Origin of the sequence: Candidatus Sarmatiella mevalonica, from assembly GCF_016751895.1 — a bacterium.
In the GTDB taxonomy this organism is placed as follows: domain Bacteria; phylum Pseudomonadota; class Alphaproteobacteria; order Rickettsiales; family Rickettsiaceae; genus Sarmatiella; species Sarmatiella mevalonica.
On sequence record NZ_JACVVM010000016.1, the window covers coordinates 1 to 19973 of the forward strand.

A 19973-nucleotide genomic window follows, 5' to 3' on the forward strand; every position below is an offset into this window, starting at 1 on the left:
GCCTACGACTCTTTTATCCCAGATTTTTTCTAGCTTCTTTATTATTATTTCAAACTTTTCTAGCTCCATGCCAAATAATCTTAAAAAAACTCTTGGATGTTTAGCAATTTTACTGTATCTTATCACTGTGTATAGTCTCTTGTTGGTTAAAAATCAAGTTCTATACACGCTTTATAAAAAATATCAATCCCTCCCTGTAAGTAATTTCCAATTCTATATACTTACGCAAGAGGTCTAGTGAAGAAACTTGAAGTATCATGGGCAAAGAAAGTCGTTACCAAATACAAGAGGCCTTGTAGGTTTTATACTATAGTAATTTAGGTTGAATTAGGTATTTTAAATAATTTAGATGCTTGGTCATAACTATTCCCAGCTTCTAAATATTCTACTATTTTTTCTCTTAAATCATTGCTATAGCTTTTTGTCATTTTTCCTTTCATTATAACGAAAAATTATATCTAATTCAACCTAAATTACTATATCGTACTTACAGCACTCAAATGCAGATAGGTTTTATGTTTGAGGATCGATGTTTCAAGGGTATGCAGAATAATTAAAACTTTGGAACGATTGGTCGCGCAGTTAGTTGCGATAGAAAAAATCGCACTCTAAACTATGAAGAGACTGAGCAGTTAATAGATGTAACGGAGCAAATAATTGAAAGGCCTAGCAAGAAACAAAAAGATTCTGGTAAGAAATGTAGGCACACGCTTAAGACTAAAATCCTACCACGGCAAGGTTCATGATTTTAAAATTAGACCAACTGCGTAAGTAAGCGGTGTGACGTTTTATATTGGGAGGTCTATTTATATAGATCGACTTTATTATGTTTTTGATGGTCACAATTCTTGCAACCAATGGTTCTAATGCTTTATAGTCCTGTAAATCCTCTAATCATCAATCCCAAACACAATAAATCCTATCTGCATTTGAGCGCTGTATGTGCGGTAATATAGAGCAGCATCACTAGCATTTACTCAATATACTTAATCTATTAATTTCTTTCTGGTCTTTTATGCTGATTTATAACTTTTTGCCACCACTCTAGCTCAAACTTACTTACTAAAATCTCTTGCATGTATCATTTTCTCTGCAACTCTTACTTACGCAGCAGGTCTATTATTAAATCACGAGGAGCAACTCCTGTAATACCATTTAAAGGAGTTTACTTACCAGGGAATTATCAAATTAACTCCTAAAGATGCTCATGATGTTAAATTACGCAAAAACACAATACCGCTAAACGCTTCTCTGGTAGATTAAAAGAAAATAAAAAGAATCGCTATGAGATTTGATAAAATGAATTACTCTTTCCTTAGCTTTATCTCTCTTGCTATCGCTAAATTATTACAACTATTTTGTTAACAGTATCATAGTTGTGAATAACAGTAAGTCCATTCTGATGCCAGCATAAACAACTCTCTAAACAATACGCAACGAAAACCACACGCGCTATTTCACTAACGCAATGAATTACACGGATTACATATTATTTTTTAGCAGTTTGTTTTAGAGAGACTTTCTCATTCAAATACCTAATACCCTGCCCTTTATAAGGATTTGGTTTTCTCTGCGATCTCACAACCGCGGCAAACTGCCCCAACAACACTTTATCTATAGACCACAAAACCAAAACACCATCTTTCGTCAAAGAAGCCTGAATATAAGAAGGAATTTTAATTTTAGTGGCGTGACTTCTACCAACCCTCACGGAAAGGTAAGACCCCATCAATGCAAATCTATAACCAACACCTACTACTTTTAATTCTTTCGTAAAGCCTGATGTAACACCAAGCATCATATTTTGCAAAATACTCCTCGCAGTGCCCCACATAGCCCTGGCAAAACGACTATCATCAAGTGGATTGACAGCCAATGTCTCTCCATCTTGCGTGATAGTAATCGCCCCCTGAAAGGAATTAGCGAGAGAACCCTTCGGCCCTAACACCTCTACATGCAGACCATTCAGCTTAACGTCAACGCCGGCGGGAATAACCACTGGTAATTTACCAATTCTAGACATAAAACAACACAATATAAAGCAATAATTAAAAACACTCAACCGCACACAGTCAAGTAAGGCTAAAGCAGATAGATCTCTTTTTCAATACTATTCCTTATACATAGCAATAAACTTGATTTTACACTCAAAATGCTTCGCGCTCGCAGCTTAAGATACTAGTAACTTAACGATACATAAGCGAAGATAGACTATGGATTTACTAATTCACACGAACCCACTACATTTTACCTCTCGTAGCGAGACAAGCTTTTGAAATAACCTATCACTTTAAAAACATCAAAAAACGTAATCCAGCAAAAACAGTAAAACTTCTCTATACTAATCAAACAATATGCATGACAATAATCGACAATTACAGTAGCGCGCGTAACGAATCGCGATACACAAGACAAGCTGTCTGTATAAAAAGTCACGCTAGATATATCTGCGCATATAATTTTTCCGCACCAAACAGCTTTTCGCAGCAAACAGCGCAAACTCAAGAGACGCATATAACGTCCTATAAAACAAAAGAATACGCAAACAAACAATACACGAACAAGAGAGAGGTGGAATAGTGTCGCGCCAAATTTCGCTCCTCTTGATTTAAAACACTTTACACAAAACTTCGCCGCCAACATTTTTGAGCCTAGCTTCGCGATCAGAAATCACGCCGTTAGAAGTAGATAAAACAAATACACCACAGCCATTTCTATGGCATGGCATAGACTTCACGTCATAGTAAATCCTCCTACCAGGCTTAGACACTCTGGACAATTCAGAAATCACAGACCTACCATGACCGTCATATTTTAGATCTATCTCTAGATTTTTATGCTTTCTATCATCTTCCACAACGCGAAAACCACTCACATAACCCTCATCATACAACACCTGTAAAATAGCTGTAAGCACTTTAGAGGCAGGCATAGCTACTGTTAGCAACTTCACTTTATACGCATTCTTAATTCTCGCCAACATATCGGCGATAGGATCATTCATTGACATAAAACAATTACTCAAACTACCAACTAGATTTCACAACACCAGGCACCTGCCCTTCAGCTACTAAACGCCTTAGAGCACTTCTGGCAATTTTAAATTTACGAATCACACCTCTAGGTCTACCAGTTAACGCGCACCTATTGCGCACTCTAGTTCTAGAAGAGTTTCGAGGCAAACGCGAAAGTTCTAATACCGCAGAAAATCTTTCTTCAAACCCTGCATCTTTATTATAAATTTTTTTCTTCAACTCTCTGCGTTTTTCTTTATAACGGGCAACTAATACCCCTCTTTTTTTGTTTCTACTTACTACACTAACTTTAGCCATACCTTCTTCTCGGAATATCAAACTTTACAAACTGCAAACTATAATAAATATATAATATATCAAACCAATACACTATACAACATCTGACCTAAAACACTACACCAGACAACGCTCAATGCACATCAGCTCTGGTTCTGCCACAGCAATAACTTAGAGCAAGCACCTTGTCATTTCAACAAGATAAACGTGCAAAGGTTATTAAACCACTTCAGTCAAATCAGCGCCAAACGATGCGACACGCCCCAAGCGCATTTAAGAACAAAGCGCAAGCGCATAATTTCTAAACTAAGCAACTTATACAACAAACAAAACATTACACAAGGTAAAATAACATAAAATACAAGCTAATGACACTCGATATCTCATTTTATTGGCCAACAACTGAAACCAACAAATGAGCAAATCAGCCACACAAAAGATCTAGTACACTTTTACGTAATTAACTGCAATTACTACGCATGCATGACGCGCCACGCGATAGAGATTATGCAATAAACACACAAACATCAGCACAAAACTCCACTAAAAAGCCATACACCATCCATCCCTGGCATTTAACGCTGCACAGACTGAGCGAGTAATCTAGCCACTAGATTAGCGCTACTAGATCTATTGTCACAATCCGATGTTAAATTAAAACAAGAACAGCAACATCCAAACCAACATAAAAGCTATTCATTTTCGTACATGCAAAACAAACGTATTACAAAACAAACATATCAATACATTCGCAATAAATGTAATCTCGCAATAAATGTAATCACATAGTCTAATAAAATGGAAACTGCAGATGATGAAGAAGGCGCTGAGCTTCTAAATCAGAACGAGCCGAGGTTACTACGCTCACATCTATACCTAGATCGCACTTATCATTACCAGACCTATTAGACTCAAGAAAAATAGAAATATCAGACGTGCCAAAACTCAAGTTACCATTCCCATCAAAGCTCTTTTTAGAAATACCGCGAAAATTTCTTACGCGAGGCAAGGCAATAATGATAAACCTTTCCAGAAAATCGTACATTCTATCAGACCTAATGGTAACTTTACAACCAATGGGCATACCCTCTCTCAACTTAAAATTCGCTATCGAATCTCTCGCTTTCGTAATAACAGCTTTCTGAGCTGCAATGGCTGTAAGCTCAGAGGCGGCATAATCTATTAACTTAGAGTCGCGCACGGCCTCTCCACAACCAATATTTAACACAACTTTCTTCACATATGGCACTTCATGAGGATTCTTATAATTGAATTCTTTTACAAGAGCTGGCACTGCAACTGAATGATACAGCGTCTTGAATTTTTCCATTTTACTCATCTTTTCCTATCAACAAATCTTAATTCTTTTTCTTTAAAACTACATCAAGCACTTGCAATGCACACGGATTTAGTCAAGCGCGCCTCAGAAAACATACAAAATACCACAACTACGGACGCAAAACATAGAGTACACATGCACAATTACAGATGAAAACAGGAAGCACAGCAGTCTTCCCCACAAAGACAGCCAAGCGACCATCCGAACTAAACAATAATATAGCTTAAGACATTAGAGAAAGCAACTTCACTAACAACTAACATCTATATCAGATAGTCGCTCCAGAACTTTTAGAACAACGCACCTTCATACCATCCACTACACGCATACAAATCTTTGTAGGTTTTTGAGTAGCTGGATCAAGCAAAGCAACATTAGAAATATGCACAGGAGATTCTTGTCTAATAACCCTTCCAGATTCAGACACACTGCGCGCCTTTTGATGCTTAGTAACAATTTTTACACCTTCCACAAGAACCCTATGGGTTTTAGTACAAACATGCAAAACCTTACCAGAACGCCCCTTATCCTTACCAGTGATAACAACTACTATATCACCTTTTTTAATTTTTTTAGACCTATTCATTTTTTAATACCAACAGCTAACAGAATTAAAGCGAAAGACAGCATGCGCATTACATACAGACAAGTACATAAATCACAAACGATGCGTGCTGCCTAGCCACGCATTCAGCGCAAATTCAGGGTTTAGTGCATAAATCAATGTACAAAATAAACCCTTACAAAAGCGAATAAATTCAAAATATTTACACCATCCAAAAAACCATAAAAGAGCTAGGATTAGAAGTTAAATCTATTAGACGTTCTCACCTTCACCCTAATCTCCCCCTCGTCTTTATTTTTACAAACTCGTCGCAAAGCGCTACAGCTACTATAGCAACTAGCTCGTCAACATGCAATGAGACACTGCATACAATACTTGTTTGTATACGTCATGCTTATTAGACCTCTTGCATAACCTATTCTGAAGAGTAATTTTGTTGTCAAAACTCCTTTGCACTCCTCAATACTAGAGTATGTTATGATGCTCAAGATCGTTTTTCCTAAAAATCCCTCCTCCATTTATTAGGTGACGCAAGAGGTTTATTGATACAACTCATTGATAAACATCTGCAACCTACAAAGCTGTTCATGAGACCGTCTTTAGCATCGGCTTTTGAGGCGCGCAAAAGCTCTGCCAAAGGTGGTGTGTAAATCACAAATAACCGCGACGATGCTCTACAGAATCTCTATAACTACGAAGCCATTACATCCTCATCTTTACGCAACCATTTTCCTGCTTTTGAAGAGCGTTTCTAGGCATTAGACCTATCTGAACTCGTCCATGGTACACGCGCAGAACTGCGGCGCGCATGCGGGGTGCACAAATGATTTGTGTACCGACAGCATACAGCGGTCACAATTAGAAGTGAGCACGAGAAATCCATCGCATATACTCTTACGAACTCTAAGTGCGTAACAATGTACCACTAAAATGTATTACTCACTTGTAACTTATCCAACTTCTAAGGCCTAGTCAAATACAGCACGCAAAACTCGTCAAACAGAGCGATGCTACTACAAACAAACGAGGTAAATATATGCAGTGCAAGTTAGAGTTGACGTAAATGTCATACTCACGCAAACTACCTATACTACCTCTTTAGACAAAGACACAACCTTAGGAAACAACTCAGACAATTCGCGAGTCACCGGAGATAATACGCGAGTACCTAACATCTCTCCTTGTTTATTCAATAACACAGCGGCATTTCTGCTGAATGACACCGTAGTTCCGTCCTTCCTCACTAACCCTTTCTTAGTGCAAACTATCAAAGCTCTATACACCTCACCAGATTTAATCTTAGCATTGGGCATCGCATCCACAACACTTACAACTATCACATCATTTATATAAGCATGCATGTGATGCGAACCACCCAACACCTTAATACATTTAACTTTTTTAGCGCCGGAATTATCTACGACATCTAAAACAGATTCCATCTGTATCATAACAACACAACCACCGTCAAACAACAATCGACATTAATTCTTAAAAATTTTTAAAACACACCAGCGATAAAAAGCCTATGGTTTCTTACTTACGTGACAAGCATAACACATACAGATGATAAACTCAAGAGAGCTAGTTGTCAAGTTCACGAATGTTACTGTGCAAAGTCCATGCATAACACTTACTCGTTTATGACAAACCACGCTGCCGCCACTTCCTACTACTCAAAACTAAAATATCGCGCACCCAAGTGCGCTACTCACTAATGCCCCGCGCTTATCCTGATTACCCACTACATTTCTAATTTCCTCGAGTGTTTGAGTTAGTTCATTATGTAGTAAAGCTAATGAAGTTAAGCTTCTGCGGCATAAAGTACATGCCAAGTTTTCTTTTTTGAAATCGGAGCACACTCAGTTATCTTCACTGCATCTCCTTTTTTATACACCATTCTAGGATCATGAGCATGATATTTTTTTGTTCTCTTGATGATCTTCTTATAACGAGGATGACTAAACCTCCTCTCAACCAACACAACAACAGTCTTTTCCTGTTTATCGCTTACCACCTGACCAGATAAAACCCTACGTACCATAAATACCAATACAAATTATTTTTTTTTATTATTAATAGCAGTGAGGATCCTCGCGATCTCACGACGCAATTTACGAAACTTACTTGAATCTTTTAAATCACCCCTTGCATTAGCAAAACGCAAAAGCATGAGTTCATTCTTTGATTGCAACAGAGTTTCGCGCAACTCTTCAACGCCCTTTGAAAACCAATCTTTCTTTACATTTCCACTCATACACTTTGACCCTCCATCTCACTATAACGTCTCACCACTTTAGTTTTGATAGGTAGCTTAGCCGCTACTAATCTTAAAGCTTGGACAGCAACTTCACATTCCACGCCAGCTATCTCGAATAACATCTTGCCGGCGCATACTCTAGCGACAAAAAACTCCGGAGAGCCCTTGCCCTTACCCATACGCACTTCGGCAGGCTTTTTTGAGACTGGAATGTCGGGAAAAATTCTAATCCAAAGACGCCCTTTTCTCTTCATTTGGCGCATAGCGGCTTTTCTCGCGGCCTCTATTTGCCTAGCTGTTACGCGCCATCCTTCTACGGCTTTTAAGCCAAAATCACCAAAGGCTAAAGAAGCGCCATTGCTAGCCCTTCCTTTTACTCGACCTTTATGCGCTTTTCTAAACTTTTGTTTACTTGGAGCAAGCATTGTAAATTCCCCTTATGTAAAAACTTATTTTCATTTCAAAACTAATAAAGCTGATTGTAGACTCCCTGCATACTTATGCTCTTGACGATGCACTACGCCACCGTCAGCAACTCGAAAGTTGCGCATGTCACAATAGGCATCACTCACTTTGACTATCGCACCACCACTACCTATCACATGCCCAAGCATCTACTACTTGAACACGATTACGTAACGTCACATGTTCAGCCTACAGCACCACAAACCACCGTAAATCTCACAGACTGGGCTTTACGCACCAAAACGCATAACTTATAACGCAACTTACTTATCCATTTATGATGGAACTCTCGCAAAGCTCTCTACTCTCAATGGCAACTGCAGTGCCGCAAATGCTCAAATCCTCGGCGCTTTATATACGTCTGGAACTCTGTGTCGCGACTCCTCACATTCACTCCTGATTGAGCGAGTTTTGCAAGAGATTTGATACATCAGTAATAAAGATATATAGAGCAATGGCGCGCAAAGTTTACGCTTATACCACAACCATCACACTTTCAAGCTTCGCAGAACTATCAAACACCAACGCAGCGCCACATTATAGAACTTTTGAGTTAGACTCAAAAACTTCTAATTGAAGCGAGCGCGACGAGAAGTGTCAGATTTATTTACCCAAATTTTGATACAAATAATACCAGTACCTGTATGAGCGAGAGCGGTAGCATAATCAATATCAGCTTTTAAAGTATGTAACGGCACTTTGCCCTCTTTAATCCATTCGCTTCGAGCAATATCGGTGCCGTTCAAACGACCTGATATACCAATTTTTATTCCTAACACATTAGGCTGCCTCAAGGCAGAAGCCATAACAGCCTTCATAGCCCGCTTATAAGCCACCCTCTTTTCTATCTGAGACGCTAGAGAAACGGCTAATATCTTAGCGTCACTTTCAGGTCTTTTAACTTCATGTACATTAATACGTACATCCTTACTACTAACAATTTTCTTAATTTTTTTAGTAAGGTTCTCGATATCAGAAATAATGGCTCCACCACGCTTTGCATGTATGTTGACAGTATACACATCGTCTCCACTTCTTTGTATCACAACACGTGACACATTTTCTTTGTACGAGGCAAACACCATCGCGCGCACTTTTACATCTTCTAAAAACCACGCCGCATATTGCCGATCACTATAAAAAATAGAATCCCAATTCCCTATTAAACTCGGACCTAATCTAAAACTACGGGGGCTAACTTTTTGTCCCATTTTTATTTACCTTTTGAACTCGAAATTTTATCCAATTCGCCAACTGTAATGTATAAACTACTAAAGTATTTCTTCACTCTAGCGCTTCTACCGCGTGCACGAGGCACCGCACGTTGCAAAACTCGCGCCTTACCTACCGTCGCCCTTAACACCTGCAAGTTATCTATATCAACATCTCGTATCGTGTTTTCAGCATTAGCAAGCGCTGATTGTATGCACTTTTTAACATGCACTGCAGCTCTCTTATGAGAAAAATCCAACTGCAATAAAGCGTCCCAAACATTCATACCCCTGACGAAAGATGCTAATAAATTCAACTTTCTAGGACTTAAACGCAACATTATCGCTGACGCGGTTGCTGCATTTCTATTACTACCCGCAGTGATGATTCCATCATTAACGTTATTCATATTCCTTACCTGTAGTTAATTTCTTTTCGCCTTCTTATCAGCGCCGTGCCCTCGATAAGTTCTGGTAGGCGCAAACTCTCCGAGTTTATGACCAACCATTTCTTCTGTAATCAAAACTGGCACAAAAACTTTTCCATTATGCACAGCAAAAGTATACCCAACAAACTCAGGAATAATTGTGGACCTTCTAGACCAAGTTTTAATAGGAGTATGAGCGCCTGATTCTTTGGCGGAAGCTAGTTTTTTTAAAAGGTACACATCAACAAACGGACCTTTAAACGAAGAACGAGCCATATCAAATTACCAACTATTTTTATAAAATTACTAATTACTTTTTAATAATAAATCTACTAGTGCGCTTATTCTTACGCGTCTTTTTGCCTTTTGTCGCGATACCCCAAGGTGTAACAGGATGACGACCACCGGAAGTCTTACCTTCACCTCCTCCATGAGGGTGATCTACTGGATTCATCGCAACTCCGCGCACGTGCGGCCTGCGTCCTAACCATCTAGATCTACCAGCTTTCCCCAGTTTAATGTTTTTATGATCGGCATTTGACACAACTCCAATAGTAGCAACACACTGCACCGGCACAAGACGCATTTCGCCAGATTGTAATTTGATTCTAGCAAAGCCAGAATCTTTACCAGCAAGCTTAGCAAACGCGCCAGCAGATCTAGCAATCTGGCCACCTTTACCGGGCTTCATCTCAATATTATGTATGATAGTACCAACTGGTATATTAGCAAGAGGCAGACAATTACCAGGCTTTACCTCCGCGTCTGAACTAAACATCACAGACTCTCCAACCTGCAAACCATCTGGAGCCAAAATATAACTCAAAGCACCATCTTGAAATTTTAAGAGAGCAATAAAAGCCGTACGATTAGGATCGTATTCCAAACGTTCTACTACAGCCTCTTCATTAGGGCGAGCCGTCCTTTTGAAGTCTATTAACCTATATAAGCGCTTATGCCCACCGCCGCGACACCTAGAGGTGATGCGACCAGTATTATTTCTACCGCCACTCTTCAACAAACCACGAGCAAGACTCTTTTCTGGTTTACCTTTCCATAAAAGGGATCTATCAACTGATACCAACTCCCGCTGAGAAGGGGTGGTTGGTCTAAAATTTTTCAAACTCACAACTATTGCCCTCCTGTAAATACGTCAATTTTATAATTAGGCAAAAGAGTAACCACCGCTTTTTTAGAATCTGCTCTGCGACCAGGTCTTCCCTTGAACCTCTTATTTTTTCCCAAAGTATTAATGATATTAACCTTTTTAACCTTTACATTAAACAACTGTTCGACTGCCTTTTGTATAGTTAATTTATTACTATTAACACACACCTGAAACACATATTTACCATTCTCCAACAACAAACTTGCTTTCTCAGTAATCCATGGTTTAACTAAGACATCGGAATAAATTACATTTTTCATAACAACCTCCCATTCTGTAGCCCATATAGCGCAGTTCTAGACAACAACAGCAAATCATGCCTCACGATATCCAAAACATTCGCTCCGTCTATAGGTAAAACGTTTACGTTAAATAAATTACGGCTCGCTAGTCTCAACCTCGCGTCCGCATCATTATCGTCTAAAATAAGTATTTTACGCGCACCAAAAGCACTTATCATCTTTGCAAGTGCAGCAGTTTTATGTTGATATGTTGCGCAATCATCTAGAATACGCAAACTACCATCTAAAAACTTAGCTGACAAAGCGTGTCTCAACCCAAGCTTTCGCACTTTTTTGTTCAAACAAATGGCATGACTTCTAACGACTGGCCCGTGACTAACACCGCCACCCCTCATCTGCACAGACCGCAAAGAACCTTGCCTAGCATTACCCGTACCTTTTTGTTTAAAAGGCTTCTTTGTAGTACCAGAAACCTCTGAAATAGTTTTTGTAGCATGACAACCAGACCTCGCTTTTGCCATCTGCCAATCAATTACTAACTTAATGATATCCATTCTCGGCTCTAATCCAAAAATAGCATGACTCACAGATACCGCGCCAAGTTTCTCGTTGGCGATATTCACTAAATCCACCATCAAGCCTTCATCACTCTTAGAACTTGCAATTGAAATAGACTCAACACTCATCTCACATAACCAAAATTAATATTACACACTTATCAGATACGCTATTACCGCACACTTTTCTAATAACAACAATCTCATTAACAACAAACGAAAACAACTCTAAAATGCGTTCAGCTTCTTGAGAGCATCAGAAATATACAGATAAGAGCCACTAGCACCCGGTACAGAACCTAATATTAAAATTATTTTTTTATCTAAAATAGTACGTAATATTTTCAAGTTCTGCTTTGTCACCTTACGCTGCCCCATATGACCAGCCATCTTTTTACCCTTAAACACCTTACCAGGATCCTGACGACCACCGGTAGAACCATGAGATCTATGAGATATTGACACACCATGACTCGCTTCTAGACCGCGAAAATTGTGTCTTTTCATCACACCAGCAAATCCTTTGCCTATACTCACTCCTTCAACATCGATACATTGCCCATCCTTAAAATGACTAACATCAACACAAGTGCCAACTTCCAACAAATTGCTAGCATCTACGCGAAATTCTTTTAAGACAGACATAGCAGGCAAACCACGAGCAGCTAACACAGTTCGCACAGACTTTGAAAGTTTTGTGTCTTTTACTGGGTTCGAGCCCATAATCAAAGCATCATAACCGTCGCGATCCTTGGTTCTATGACCAATCACGCGGTTTTCAACTTGCACCACAGTAACGGCCACTTTTTCATCAGTTTCAGTAAACACAGAAGTCATTCCTAACTTCCTACCTATCACACCAGTTCTTTTAGACATCTCAATTACTCTACAAACAATACATTGCTATCAACAATCACTTCATTTAACTATAACAACTTATCTCAATAAAACAATGGCATAAGCCAGATTAACTAAAATAAATTCTCAACACCACTCCAACTATAAGTCAAGCCATAAGCTATACATACACTTGGACCAACAAATCTACAAATGATAAAACGCCATAGCCATTTCCACCACTCAATGCTTCTTATTGGTTTATTCTCTATTTCTTACTAACGACACTTTTGCGTGGCGCACCAGCCTGAGTAGAAACTGGTTTAGAAGAATAATTGCTATCACCTGCTAACTTCGGAAATTTTATCATTACATCCACACCAGCCGGCAAATCTCTTCCTTGAAAAATACTCATGACTTGATGAGCAGGATTCACCACAACTATCAACCTAGATTTGGTTCTTATTTCAAATTGCTCCCTCGCTTTTTTATTCACGTGAGGAGAAGTGTTGACGGTAATTTTCTGTATATGTCGTGGCAAAGGTACGGGGCCAGAAAAATCTGCTCCAGCCCTGCTCAGCTCAGACACTATTTCTCTCGCAGCATCTTCCAGCACGTTTTCGTCAAAAGACTTTAACACAATTCTCATCTTCATTCTATTCAAACCAAATAAAAATACCACTCACAGCAAATATAAAAAGCTTCTTAAAATTTTTAAACAATTTTAATCTTATTTTAATTATCTTTCAAACAATGTTTGATGATTATTTGGGATTTCTTCTATTACACTCTTCATAGAAAACTTCCGAAACAATTAGTATGTTTTTAAACAAATCTTTAACTTCACATCATACGAAATACAGTGTGTGTTAAAGAAAAATTTAAATAGATAATCAAAACTCTAAATTTCAAATCTTAATTTCCTAGATCACAACAAGTCAGGTCATAACAGGTCAGACCATAGACATCTCACAAGACTATAGCACATGCTGCGACCATTAGTCAAACATCCCGACTCCACTCTACACACTCTATATCTGATACAGTTCTTGTGCTTTACCCAGAAAAACCAAAGAGTATGTCTCGACTTGTTCGTAAGGCTCCTACTAGCCCACAACGTCATTCCTTGTATACAAAGAAAACAGATAACGTGCACGTCATTTGACCAATTAAGATAACTATGACATACGAGTTATAAGTTAAGGTCTCAAATTTTGAGTCTTGATAGTTTTATCAGAGGTTGCGCCAGAGCGCAATGCCATTCTAGTATATATATGTTGCTAATTATATAACAAACACACCATGATATAAAGGTTATCACGATCTAAAGGTTATAAAGGATTAGGTTACGGGTTGTTTTAATCTAAAGTTCATAAAAGCTCCTTATAAAGACATGCATGAAGCGTCTTCATAAGGAGCGATGATATTAATTAAACTAAAATCTTGGTCACGGTGCCAGCGCCAACTGTTCTACCACCTTCCCTAATGGCGAAACGCAAACCTAATTCCAAGGCGATAGAAGTAATCAATTCTACAGTCATACTTACTCTATCACCAGGCATAACCATCTCAATACCTTCGGGAAGCTCGATACTACCAGTCACATCAGTAGTTCTAAAATAGAACTGAGGTCTGTAGTTACGGAAAAACGGAGTATGGCGACCACCTTCATCTTTGCTCAACACATACACTTCGGACTCAAATTTAGTATGAGGCGTAACCGTGCCAGGTTTTGCAAGCACCATTCCACGTTCCACCTGAGTTTTTTCCACGCCACGCAACAATAAACCAGCATTATCTCCTGCCATTCCCTGATCTAATTGCTTTTTAAACATCTCAACGCCTGTGCAAGTAGATGCGATTCTTTGGTCAAAACCAACAATCTCGATAGGCTCACCCACCTTTACTATACCTCTTTCTATTCTACCTGTCACAACTGTTCCTCTACCTGAGATAGAGAATACATCTTCCACTGGCATCAAGAATGGTTTTTCAGTGTCTCGAGCAGGAGTTGGAATATAAGAATCAACAGCCTCCATCAAACTCAGAATAGCCTGTTTACCCAACTCTTGACTCCTAGCATCTGCACCATTGTCTAGAGCTTTCAATGCCGAACCTCTAATGATTGGAATATCATCTCCAGGAAAATCATAGGAAGTTAAAAGTTCACGCACTTCCATTTCTACCAATTCTAACAGTTCCTCATCATCAACAAGATCAACTTTATTTAGGAAAACAACTATAGAAGGCACGCCAACTTGCTTTGCTAGCAACACGTGTTCTCTCGTCTGTGGCATAGGACCATCTGCAGCAGAAACTACCAAAATAGCGCCATCCATCTGAGCCGCGCCAGTGATCATATTCTTAATATAATCTGCGTGCCCAGGACAATCTACGTGCGCATAGTGCCTATTAGCTGTCTGATATTCAACATGAGCAGTATTGATGGTAATACCACGAGCCTTTTCTTCGGGAGCGGCATCAATCTCATCATATTTACGCACTTGAGCGCCGCCAGCTTCAGCTAAAACGGAAGTAATAGCAGCGGTAAGGCTTGTTTTACCATGATCAACGTGACCTATAGTACCAATATTAACGTGAGGTTTGTTTCTATCAAATTTTTCTTTTGCCATATTATTTAATACCAGTTATTGTGAATAAATAAAATTTATAGTGAATACAAAAAACATTTTTCTTACATAAAATAAAAACAAATGCTGCGCACAAACGTTCGTACTAACAATACGATCATGCATCTTAGCAGTTACAGCGACTTTACCCCCCATCTCCCAGCAAAAGGAAACTCCAAGAGTAACGTCTTGGGAAGGCAAAACTTGATTGCGTTTAAACCAGGATGCGATTTAAGTATATGCGTAACGAAAAATCCTTGTATCCACAAAGAAGCAGGATGCTAAAATATCCTAAGTACACTCCCAATTCCTCTTGATGATACAAGAAATTTAAAAGAAATCAAGAGCGAATCAAAAAAAACAGTCCCATAATACACAAAAACACAAAAAAAGCGTCAAAATCATTGATTTATAGCTATTTTTTATTATAAGTTATAAAAATACTTTGACAACAAAATGGTTTTCAACAGTAATTTTTATGACTAAAGGGAGGCAGACAATTCATCTTCATTTAATAACATAAATAAAATCTTAAGAGCGTATTAAGTAAACAGAGAGCGTGCACGCTAAATACGCATTACATCAATCTCTTTCTCTTTAATCATTTTATCTATTTCAGATATGAACTTATCGGTAATAACTTGCACCTCTTGAGTTGCGCTTTTTAGTTCATCTTCACTTAATTCCTTATTCTTTTGTCTTCTTTTTAATTCATCGTTTGCATCTCTCCTCACATTACGCACCGCCACTTTAGCATCTTCTGAGTATTTATAGCCTAATTTCACCAATTCCCTTCTGCGCTCCTCAGTAAGAGGTGGCATAACCATTCTAATCATTTGCCCATCTGCCATAGGTGTTACCCCAAGATTTGCATCAGAAATAGCTCGCGCAACGCTTTTAACAAGGGCTTTATCCCAAACTTGCACTAATATGGTTTGGCTATCTGGCGTACTTACCGTACCCACCTGAGAAACTGGGCCACGCCCACCATATATTTCAACCTGCACGGCATCTAAGAAATTGACAGAAGCTCTAGAGGTACGCAATCCCTTTAATTCTTTGTCTAACACCTTGAGTGTATTCTCCATTCTACCAGATATCTCTTTAAAAAACTGACTATGATCTACGCTACTCATGAGGTTTTGTAATAATAATAATTAATCCATTAAGGACTGATGAAGATTATAATCTGATTCGCGAATTTTGTCTATATACAACTCTCTTCATCCTCGCTAATAAATCAAAGTATGAGTTATACAACGGTTATGCAACGAAATCAGAAAATTAATTTATTGTCTATTGATTTAATATTAATTCTCTGATAGCATACTCCTTGGTATTCTTAATACTTCTACTATGCACCTGTAGCTCAATTGGATAGAGCACTTGACTACGGATCAAGAGGTTATGGGTTCGAGTCCTCTCAGGTGCGCCAAAAACTGCTGCATTAATTTTTACATTCATGCATCACCCTCTGCTGTGCACTTTCTTATTCGCTCTGAATAAGTATATCTGAGTATGTATAAATTTTATACTGAGATAAAGGTAAATGCACTGGGTGTAAATGGTGATTAATACGTTGTATATATCACAATATTAATAACTATGATGTGTATATTACACTGCGCTACTTCCCTTCTATAACGACATGCCCTACCCTACCCCCTCCGCATTGTTAGCAAAAAAGATTATTCAAAAATATAGAGTGATGCATGCTTTTCTCTTTTCACTCACAAACTTTGATTTCTATATACATCAATCACAAGGTTATCATAACACCCGCACACTACATTCATCTAAACAGAAACGTCAAAATAAAACTAATGCATCTCATATTTGCGTTATATTTGCTAAAGATAATGACTCTCATCTAGAATGCATCAATCAAATACACGAAGCTTTCGTAAAAGACGATTATGTACAATCTAAGATTGTATATGATGATATCTTGATTATCCTTACCAACGATCGACGCCTGCTACAAAATTACTCTCATCATCGCTACATCATTTATCATATCCCCGATTTATCAGCGGCACTGAGAGAGGTTGCACAATTGTTATATCTGCATAACATACCAAATAAAATAGTTGGTATTACTGGCACAAATGGCAAAACATCTACCATCTTCTATACACAGCAAATATTGAAATTACTGCATAAAACGAGCGTAACTATAGGAACACTTGGTCTGATAACTGAACATCAAGACATAAATAACGAAGAATTTGTAAAATACTTTAATTCACACCCCACCCTCACCACGCCAGATTTACTATCTCTTGCTCGCCTCCTGAATATATGCAAAACGCATGGAGTTAACTATGCCCTATTAGAAGTTTCGAGTCATGCCTTAGCACAAAATAGAATAATCGGATTAGAGTTAGATGTTGCTGCATTCTGTAACTTTAGCCAAGATCATTTAGATTATCACGAAACAATGCAAGAATATTTTCTTACTAAAGCTAAAATCGTTAATATGCTAAAGCGTGGCGGTAAAATGCTTATCAATGCAGATATTCTAACCATCGCTCAGAAAATATACAATAAACTTCTTGCTGAATTTGTTCAGAAGGATGAGGTGAGAGAGTTATACCAAACGCAAAATGCGAAAGCTTGCATGAAGTTAAACTGGGCCCGTGAATTGACAACAACATCACGGTTACTGTTGAAAGTAGAGCGTGGAAGGAATTCTAATGGAATACAAAAAAACCTCGCGCCCCAATTACTCACGCAAACTTTTAATCATAAAAAACATCCACTATTCAACCACCCCACGCTTTCACTACTGCTAAGTATAATAAATAGCAAAGTGCTGTTAGATTCCTACGTAGTACAAAAGGCAGATTTAAATGGGCAGAAGGTTTTGTTTACTCTCACTCTCAACGCTTCTAAACTACGCCAGATTAACGCTCATCAGATTAATACGCATTTAAATATTGTCGGGTCAAGCCAAATTGCAAATCTACATCTAGCTCTAAATGTTGTGGCAACCTTGCGTTGTGCAGTACATAAACTTCACTCATTACAGAGCATCGAATCACCAAAAGGTAGAATGCAAAGAGTGGAATGTGCAACCTATAATATATTTATAGATTATGCGCATACGCCAGATGCCCTAAGTAGAGCCTTGCGCGCTTTACGTAATCTGATTCATAACAACGGAAGGCTCGTTGTAGTCTTTGGGGCGGGTGGCCAGAGAGATAAAACTAAGAGAGTGCTGATGGGGCGGGTGGCGTCTGAAATAGCAGATAGAATTATTATCACTAATGATAATCCAAGATTCGAAGAGCCATCGCAGATAGCTATGCAAATCATAGAAGGTTGTCCAACTGGGCAAATTTGCCTTAATCGCGAAGAAGCTATAGCTCTTGCAATTAAAGATTTAACCCAACGTGATGCGCTTTTAGTATGCGGCAAAGGGCACGAGCAATATCAGGTTATTAATGGCCGGAAGTATTATTTCGATGATTATGAAGTGTGCTTAAAATACTTGCATAATATTACACCATCCCTATAACAATCCTTCAATTTCAACTTATATCACATCAATAGATCTTTTGAAAATTTGGTCATAAAAGGCCAATGCTATCGAATAATAGATAAGAAACGTTAGAAAGGTTATTAGTATAATTGTTCTTAGTACCGGACAGTTAGGTAAAAAAGTAGTAGCGTAAAGGTAGAAAAGCAGTTAAACATATACATTTTTAACGATAATTAAGGATGTTTATGTTCTATAATACCACTTTACGCCAAATGTTATCAAAACATTTTCGATGGAATAAATCAAGAGTCGAATTATTGGGGATGATAATTTTATCACTTTTTAAGACCCAGAACGTACAAATTCCTAAAATAGCAGAGGGTATAATAAGTGACGCAAAGCAAGATTCAGTAATTAAAAGAATTTACAGATTTTTTAAAGATCAGCTAATAGATGCAGTCGAAGTTGCAGCGTTGGTAGTGGATATCTTAAGTTTAGACAAATATTTGTTAGTAATAGATCGGACAAATTGGGAGTTTGGCAAACAAAGTATTATATCTAGCGATTTCATATGAAAACATAGCAATTCCGATCTTTTTTAAGATGCTAGATAATAAGGGTGGCAACTCGAAAGCTTCAGACCGTATAGAGCTGGTCAGCAAATTTATCAAATGTTTTGGGATTGGAAAAATAGAGGCAATTTTGGGGGATAGAGAATTTTTTGACCAGGAATGAATTGAATTTCTTACAAATAATAATATTAATTTTGTATTCCGGATAAAATGTAATACGAAAGTTAGAGGAGCAAATCTTGGTAAAGTGTAAATTAAATCAATAGACCTCTTTCCTAACTCTACTCCTGATGGCAACTGTGGCGACGCTGTCGATGCGCAAGTCCTCACGTACCTCATGTACGCTGCGGCTCTGTGCTTCGTATACTCCTCGCATTTGCTCTTAATTGAGCGAGTTTCGAAAGAGGTCTAATTATTAATCAATTTAAAGAAGATATGTGGGTTAGCCTGAATAAACCGCAATTAATTCATAAATCAAAAATTAAAATTACTATGAAAAAAATCAAGGGAGACTATGTTATACTTGCCTATCCCGAGTGTTTTTCAAGTAAAAAAGCAGTGCTTCTTTATAAGAAAAGATGGAGTATTGAATCGATGTTTAAGGCATTAGACCTCTTTCGAAACTCGCTCAATTAAGAGCAAATGCGAGGAGTATACGAAGCACAGAGCCGCAGCGTACATGAAGTACGTGAGGACTTGCGCATCGACAGCGTCGCCACAGTTGCTATCAGGAGTAGAGTTAGGAAAGAGGTCTATTGAAAACGCAAGGTTTTAATATGGAAGATACTCACATCAAAGATCTTGAAAGATTAGCAAAATTGCTTGCAGTTTTAACAATTGGATTTGTATTTACCGTAAAATTTGGGGTAATAAAAAATTTAGTAAAACCAATTAAAATTAAAAA

At 38.2% G+C, this 19973-nt stretch carries 23 protein-coding genes and 1 tRNA gene; 4 read left to right on the forward strand and 20 right to left on the reverse strand.

Going from position 1 to position 19973, the window contains the following annotated elements:
- Nucleotides 1-317: 317 nt before the first annotated feature.
- The 4 genes from Sarmat_RS02255 to rpsN all read right to left on the reverse strand — a co-directional run bounded on the left by Sarmat_RS02255 (nucleotide 318) and on the right by rpsN (nucleotide 3332).
- A complete protein-coding gene (locus Sarmat_RS02255) occupies nucleotides 318-440 on the reverse strand; it encodes an IS630 transposase-related protein (protein WP_202149225.1) in 123 nt (40 codons plus the stop codon).
- Between the two features lie 1049 nt (nucleotides 441-1489).
- Complete coding sequence (rplF, locus tag Sarmat_RS02260) at nucleotides 1490-2023, reverse strand: 50S ribosomal protein L6 (protein WP_202149226.1); 534 nt, start codon at nucleotides 2021-2023, stop codon at nucleotides 1490-1492.
- A gap of 585 nt (nucleotides 2024-2608) precedes the next feature.
- Nucleotides 2609-3010, reverse strand: a complete 402-nt coding sequence (gene rpsH / locus Sarmat_RS02265) for a 30S ribosomal protein S8 (protein ID WP_202149227.1) — start codon at nucleotides 3008-3010, stop codon at nucleotides 2609-2611.
- 16 nt (nucleotides 3011-3026) lie between these two features.
- Nucleotides 3027-3332 carry a 30S ribosomal protein S14 gene (gene rpsN, locus Sarmat_RS02270; protein ID WP_202149228.1) on the reverse strand — a complete coding sequence of 102 codons (306 nt, stop codon included), beginning with the start codon at nucleotides 3330-3332 and terminating at the stop codon, nucleotides 3027-3029.
- Between the two features lie 458 nt (nucleotides 3333-3790).
- On the opposite strand from rpsN, the gene Sarmat_RS07045 reads away from it, so the two are divergent.
- The gene (locus Sarmat_RS07045; protein ID WP_279611737.1) at nucleotides 3791-3913 is read left to right on the forward strand and encodes a hypothetical protein; all 123 of its coding nucleotides are present in this window, start codon (nucleotides 3791-3793) and stop codon (nucleotides 3911-3913) included.
- Nucleotides 3914-4101: 188 nt separating this feature from the next.
- Here the strand turns inward: Sarmat_RS07045 and rplE are convergent, their stop codons facing one another.
- From rplE to frr, 16 genes are all read right to left on the reverse strand, one after another.
- Complete coding sequence (gene rplE, locus Sarmat_RS02275) at nucleotides 4102-4641, reverse strand: 50S ribosomal protein L5 (protein ID WP_202149245.1); 540 nt, start codon at nucleotides 4639-4641, stop codon at nucleotides 4102-4104.
- Nucleotides 4642-4918: 277 nt separating this feature from the next.
- Nucleotides 4919-5236: a 50S ribosomal protein L24 gene (gene rplX, locus Sarmat_RS02280; protein WP_202149229.1), complete on the reverse strand. Its 318-nt coding sequence runs from the start codon at nucleotides 5234-5236 to the stop codon at nucleotides 4919-4921.
- Between the two features lie 1064 nt (nucleotides 5237-6300).
- Nucleotides 6301-6666 (reverse strand): 50S ribosomal protein L14, encoded by a 366-nt coding sequence (gene rplN, locus Sarmat_RS02285; protein WP_202149230.1) that lies wholly within the window; start codon nucleotides 6664-6666, stop codon nucleotides 6301-6303.
- Nucleotides 6667-7019: 353 nt separating this feature from the next.
- Nucleotides 7020-7259: a 30S ribosomal protein S17 gene (rpsQ, locus tag Sarmat_RS02290; RefSeq protein ID WP_202149231.1), complete on the reverse strand. Its 240-nt coding sequence runs from the start codon at nucleotides 7257-7259 to the stop codon at nucleotides 7020-7022.
- Nucleotides 7260-7274: 15 nt separating this feature from the next.
- Nucleotides 7275-7472: a 50S ribosomal protein L29 gene (gene rpmC / locus Sarmat_RS02295; protein WP_202149232.1), complete on the reverse strand. Its 198-nt coding sequence runs from the start codon at nucleotides 7470-7472 to the stop codon at nucleotides 7275-7277.
- Entirely contained in the window at nucleotides 7469-7900 is a 432-nt protein-coding gene (gene rplP, locus Sarmat_RS02300) for a 50S ribosomal protein L16 (protein WP_202149233.1), read from the reverse strand. The genes rpmC and rplP overlap by 4 nt, the downstream gene beginning before the upstream one ends.
- 609 nt (nucleotides 7901-8509) lie before the next feature.
- Nucleotides 8510-9151, reverse strand: coding sequence for a 30S ribosomal protein S3 (gene rpsC, locus Sarmat_RS02305; RefSeq protein ID WP_202149234.1), 642 nt, complete (start codon nucleotides 9149-9151; stop codon nucleotides 8510-8512).
- A gap of 2 nt (nucleotides 9152-9153) precedes the next feature.
- Nucleotides 9154-9561, reverse strand: a complete 408-nt coding sequence (gene rplV / locus Sarmat_RS02310; RefSeq protein WP_202149235.1) for a 50S ribosomal protein L22 — start codon at nucleotides 9559-9561, stop codon at nucleotides 9154-9156.
- 15 nt (nucleotides 9562-9576) lie between these two features.
- The gene (gene rpsS, locus Sarmat_RS02315) at nucleotides 9577-9855 is read right to left on the reverse strand and encodes a 30S ribosomal protein S19 (protein WP_202149236.1); all 279 of its coding nucleotides are present in this window, start codon (nucleotides 9853-9855) and stop codon (nucleotides 9577-9579) included.
- A 34-nt stretch (nucleotides 9856-9889) separates the two neighbouring features.
- Entirely contained in the window at nucleotides 9890-10708 is an 819-nt protein-coding gene (rplB, locus tag Sarmat_RS02320) for a 50S ribosomal protein L2 (RefSeq protein WP_202149237.1), read from the reverse strand.
- 2 nt (nucleotides 10709-10710) lie between these two features.
- Nucleotides 10711-11007 carry a 50S ribosomal protein L23 gene (gene rplW / locus Sarmat_RS02325; RefSeq protein ID WP_202149238.1) on the reverse strand — a complete coding sequence of 99 codons (297 nt, stop codon included), beginning with the start codon at nucleotides 11005-11007 and terminating at the stop codon, nucleotides 10711-10713.
- A complete protein-coding gene (gene rplD, locus Sarmat_RS02330) occupies nucleotides 11004-11627 on the reverse strand; it encodes a 50S ribosomal protein L4 (RefSeq protein WP_202149246.1) in 624 nt (207 codons plus the stop codon). Before rplD ends, rplW begins: the two co-directional genes overlap by 4 nt.
- A 147-nt stretch (nucleotides 11628-11774) precedes the next feature.
- A complete protein-coding gene (gene rplC / locus Sarmat_RS02335) occupies nucleotides 11775-12422 on the reverse strand; it encodes a 50S ribosomal protein L3 (RefSeq protein WP_202149239.1) in 648 nt (215 codons plus the stop codon).
- 229 nt (nucleotides 12423-12651) lie between these two features.
- Nucleotides 12652-13038 (reverse strand): 30S ribosomal protein S10, encoded by a 387-nt coding sequence (gene rpsJ / locus Sarmat_RS02340; protein WP_202149240.1) that lies wholly within the window; start codon nucleotides 13036-13038, stop codon nucleotides 12652-12654.
- Nucleotides 13039-13813: 775 nt separating this feature from the next.
- A complete protein-coding gene (gene tuf, locus Sarmat_RS02345) occupies nucleotides 13814-15016 on the reverse strand; it encodes an elongation factor Tu (protein ID WP_202149241.1) in 1203 nt (400 codons plus the stop codon).
- A gap of 563 nt (nucleotides 15017-15579) precedes the next feature.
- Entirely contained in the window at nucleotides 15580-16149 is a 570-nt protein-coding gene (gene frr, locus Sarmat_RS02350) for a ribosome recycling factor (protein ID WP_202149242.1), read from the reverse strand.
- 222 nt (nucleotides 16150-16371) lie between these two features.
- Between frr and Sarmat_RS02355 the strand changes: the two genes are divergently transcribed.
- From Sarmat_RS02355 to Sarmat_RS02365, 3 genes are all read left to right on the forward strand, one after another.
- Nucleotides 16372-16448: transfer RNA gene (locus Sarmat_RS02355), tRNA-Arg, on the forward strand.
- A gap of 213 nt (nucleotides 16449-16661) precedes the next feature.
- Nucleotides 16662-18533 (forward strand): Mur ligase family protein, encoded by a 1872-nt coding sequence (locus Sarmat_RS02360; protein WP_202149243.1) that lies wholly within the window; start codon nucleotides 16662-16664, stop codon nucleotides 18531-18533.
- A 236-nt stretch (nucleotides 18534-18769) separates the two neighbouring features.
- Nucleotides 18770-19072 carry a hypothetical protein gene (locus tag Sarmat_RS02365; protein ID WP_202149244.1) on the forward strand — a complete coding sequence of 101 codons (303 nt, stop codon included), beginning with the start codon at nucleotides 18770-18772 and terminating at the stop codon, nucleotides 19070-19072.
- Nucleotides 19073-19973: the final 901 nt, after the last annotated feature.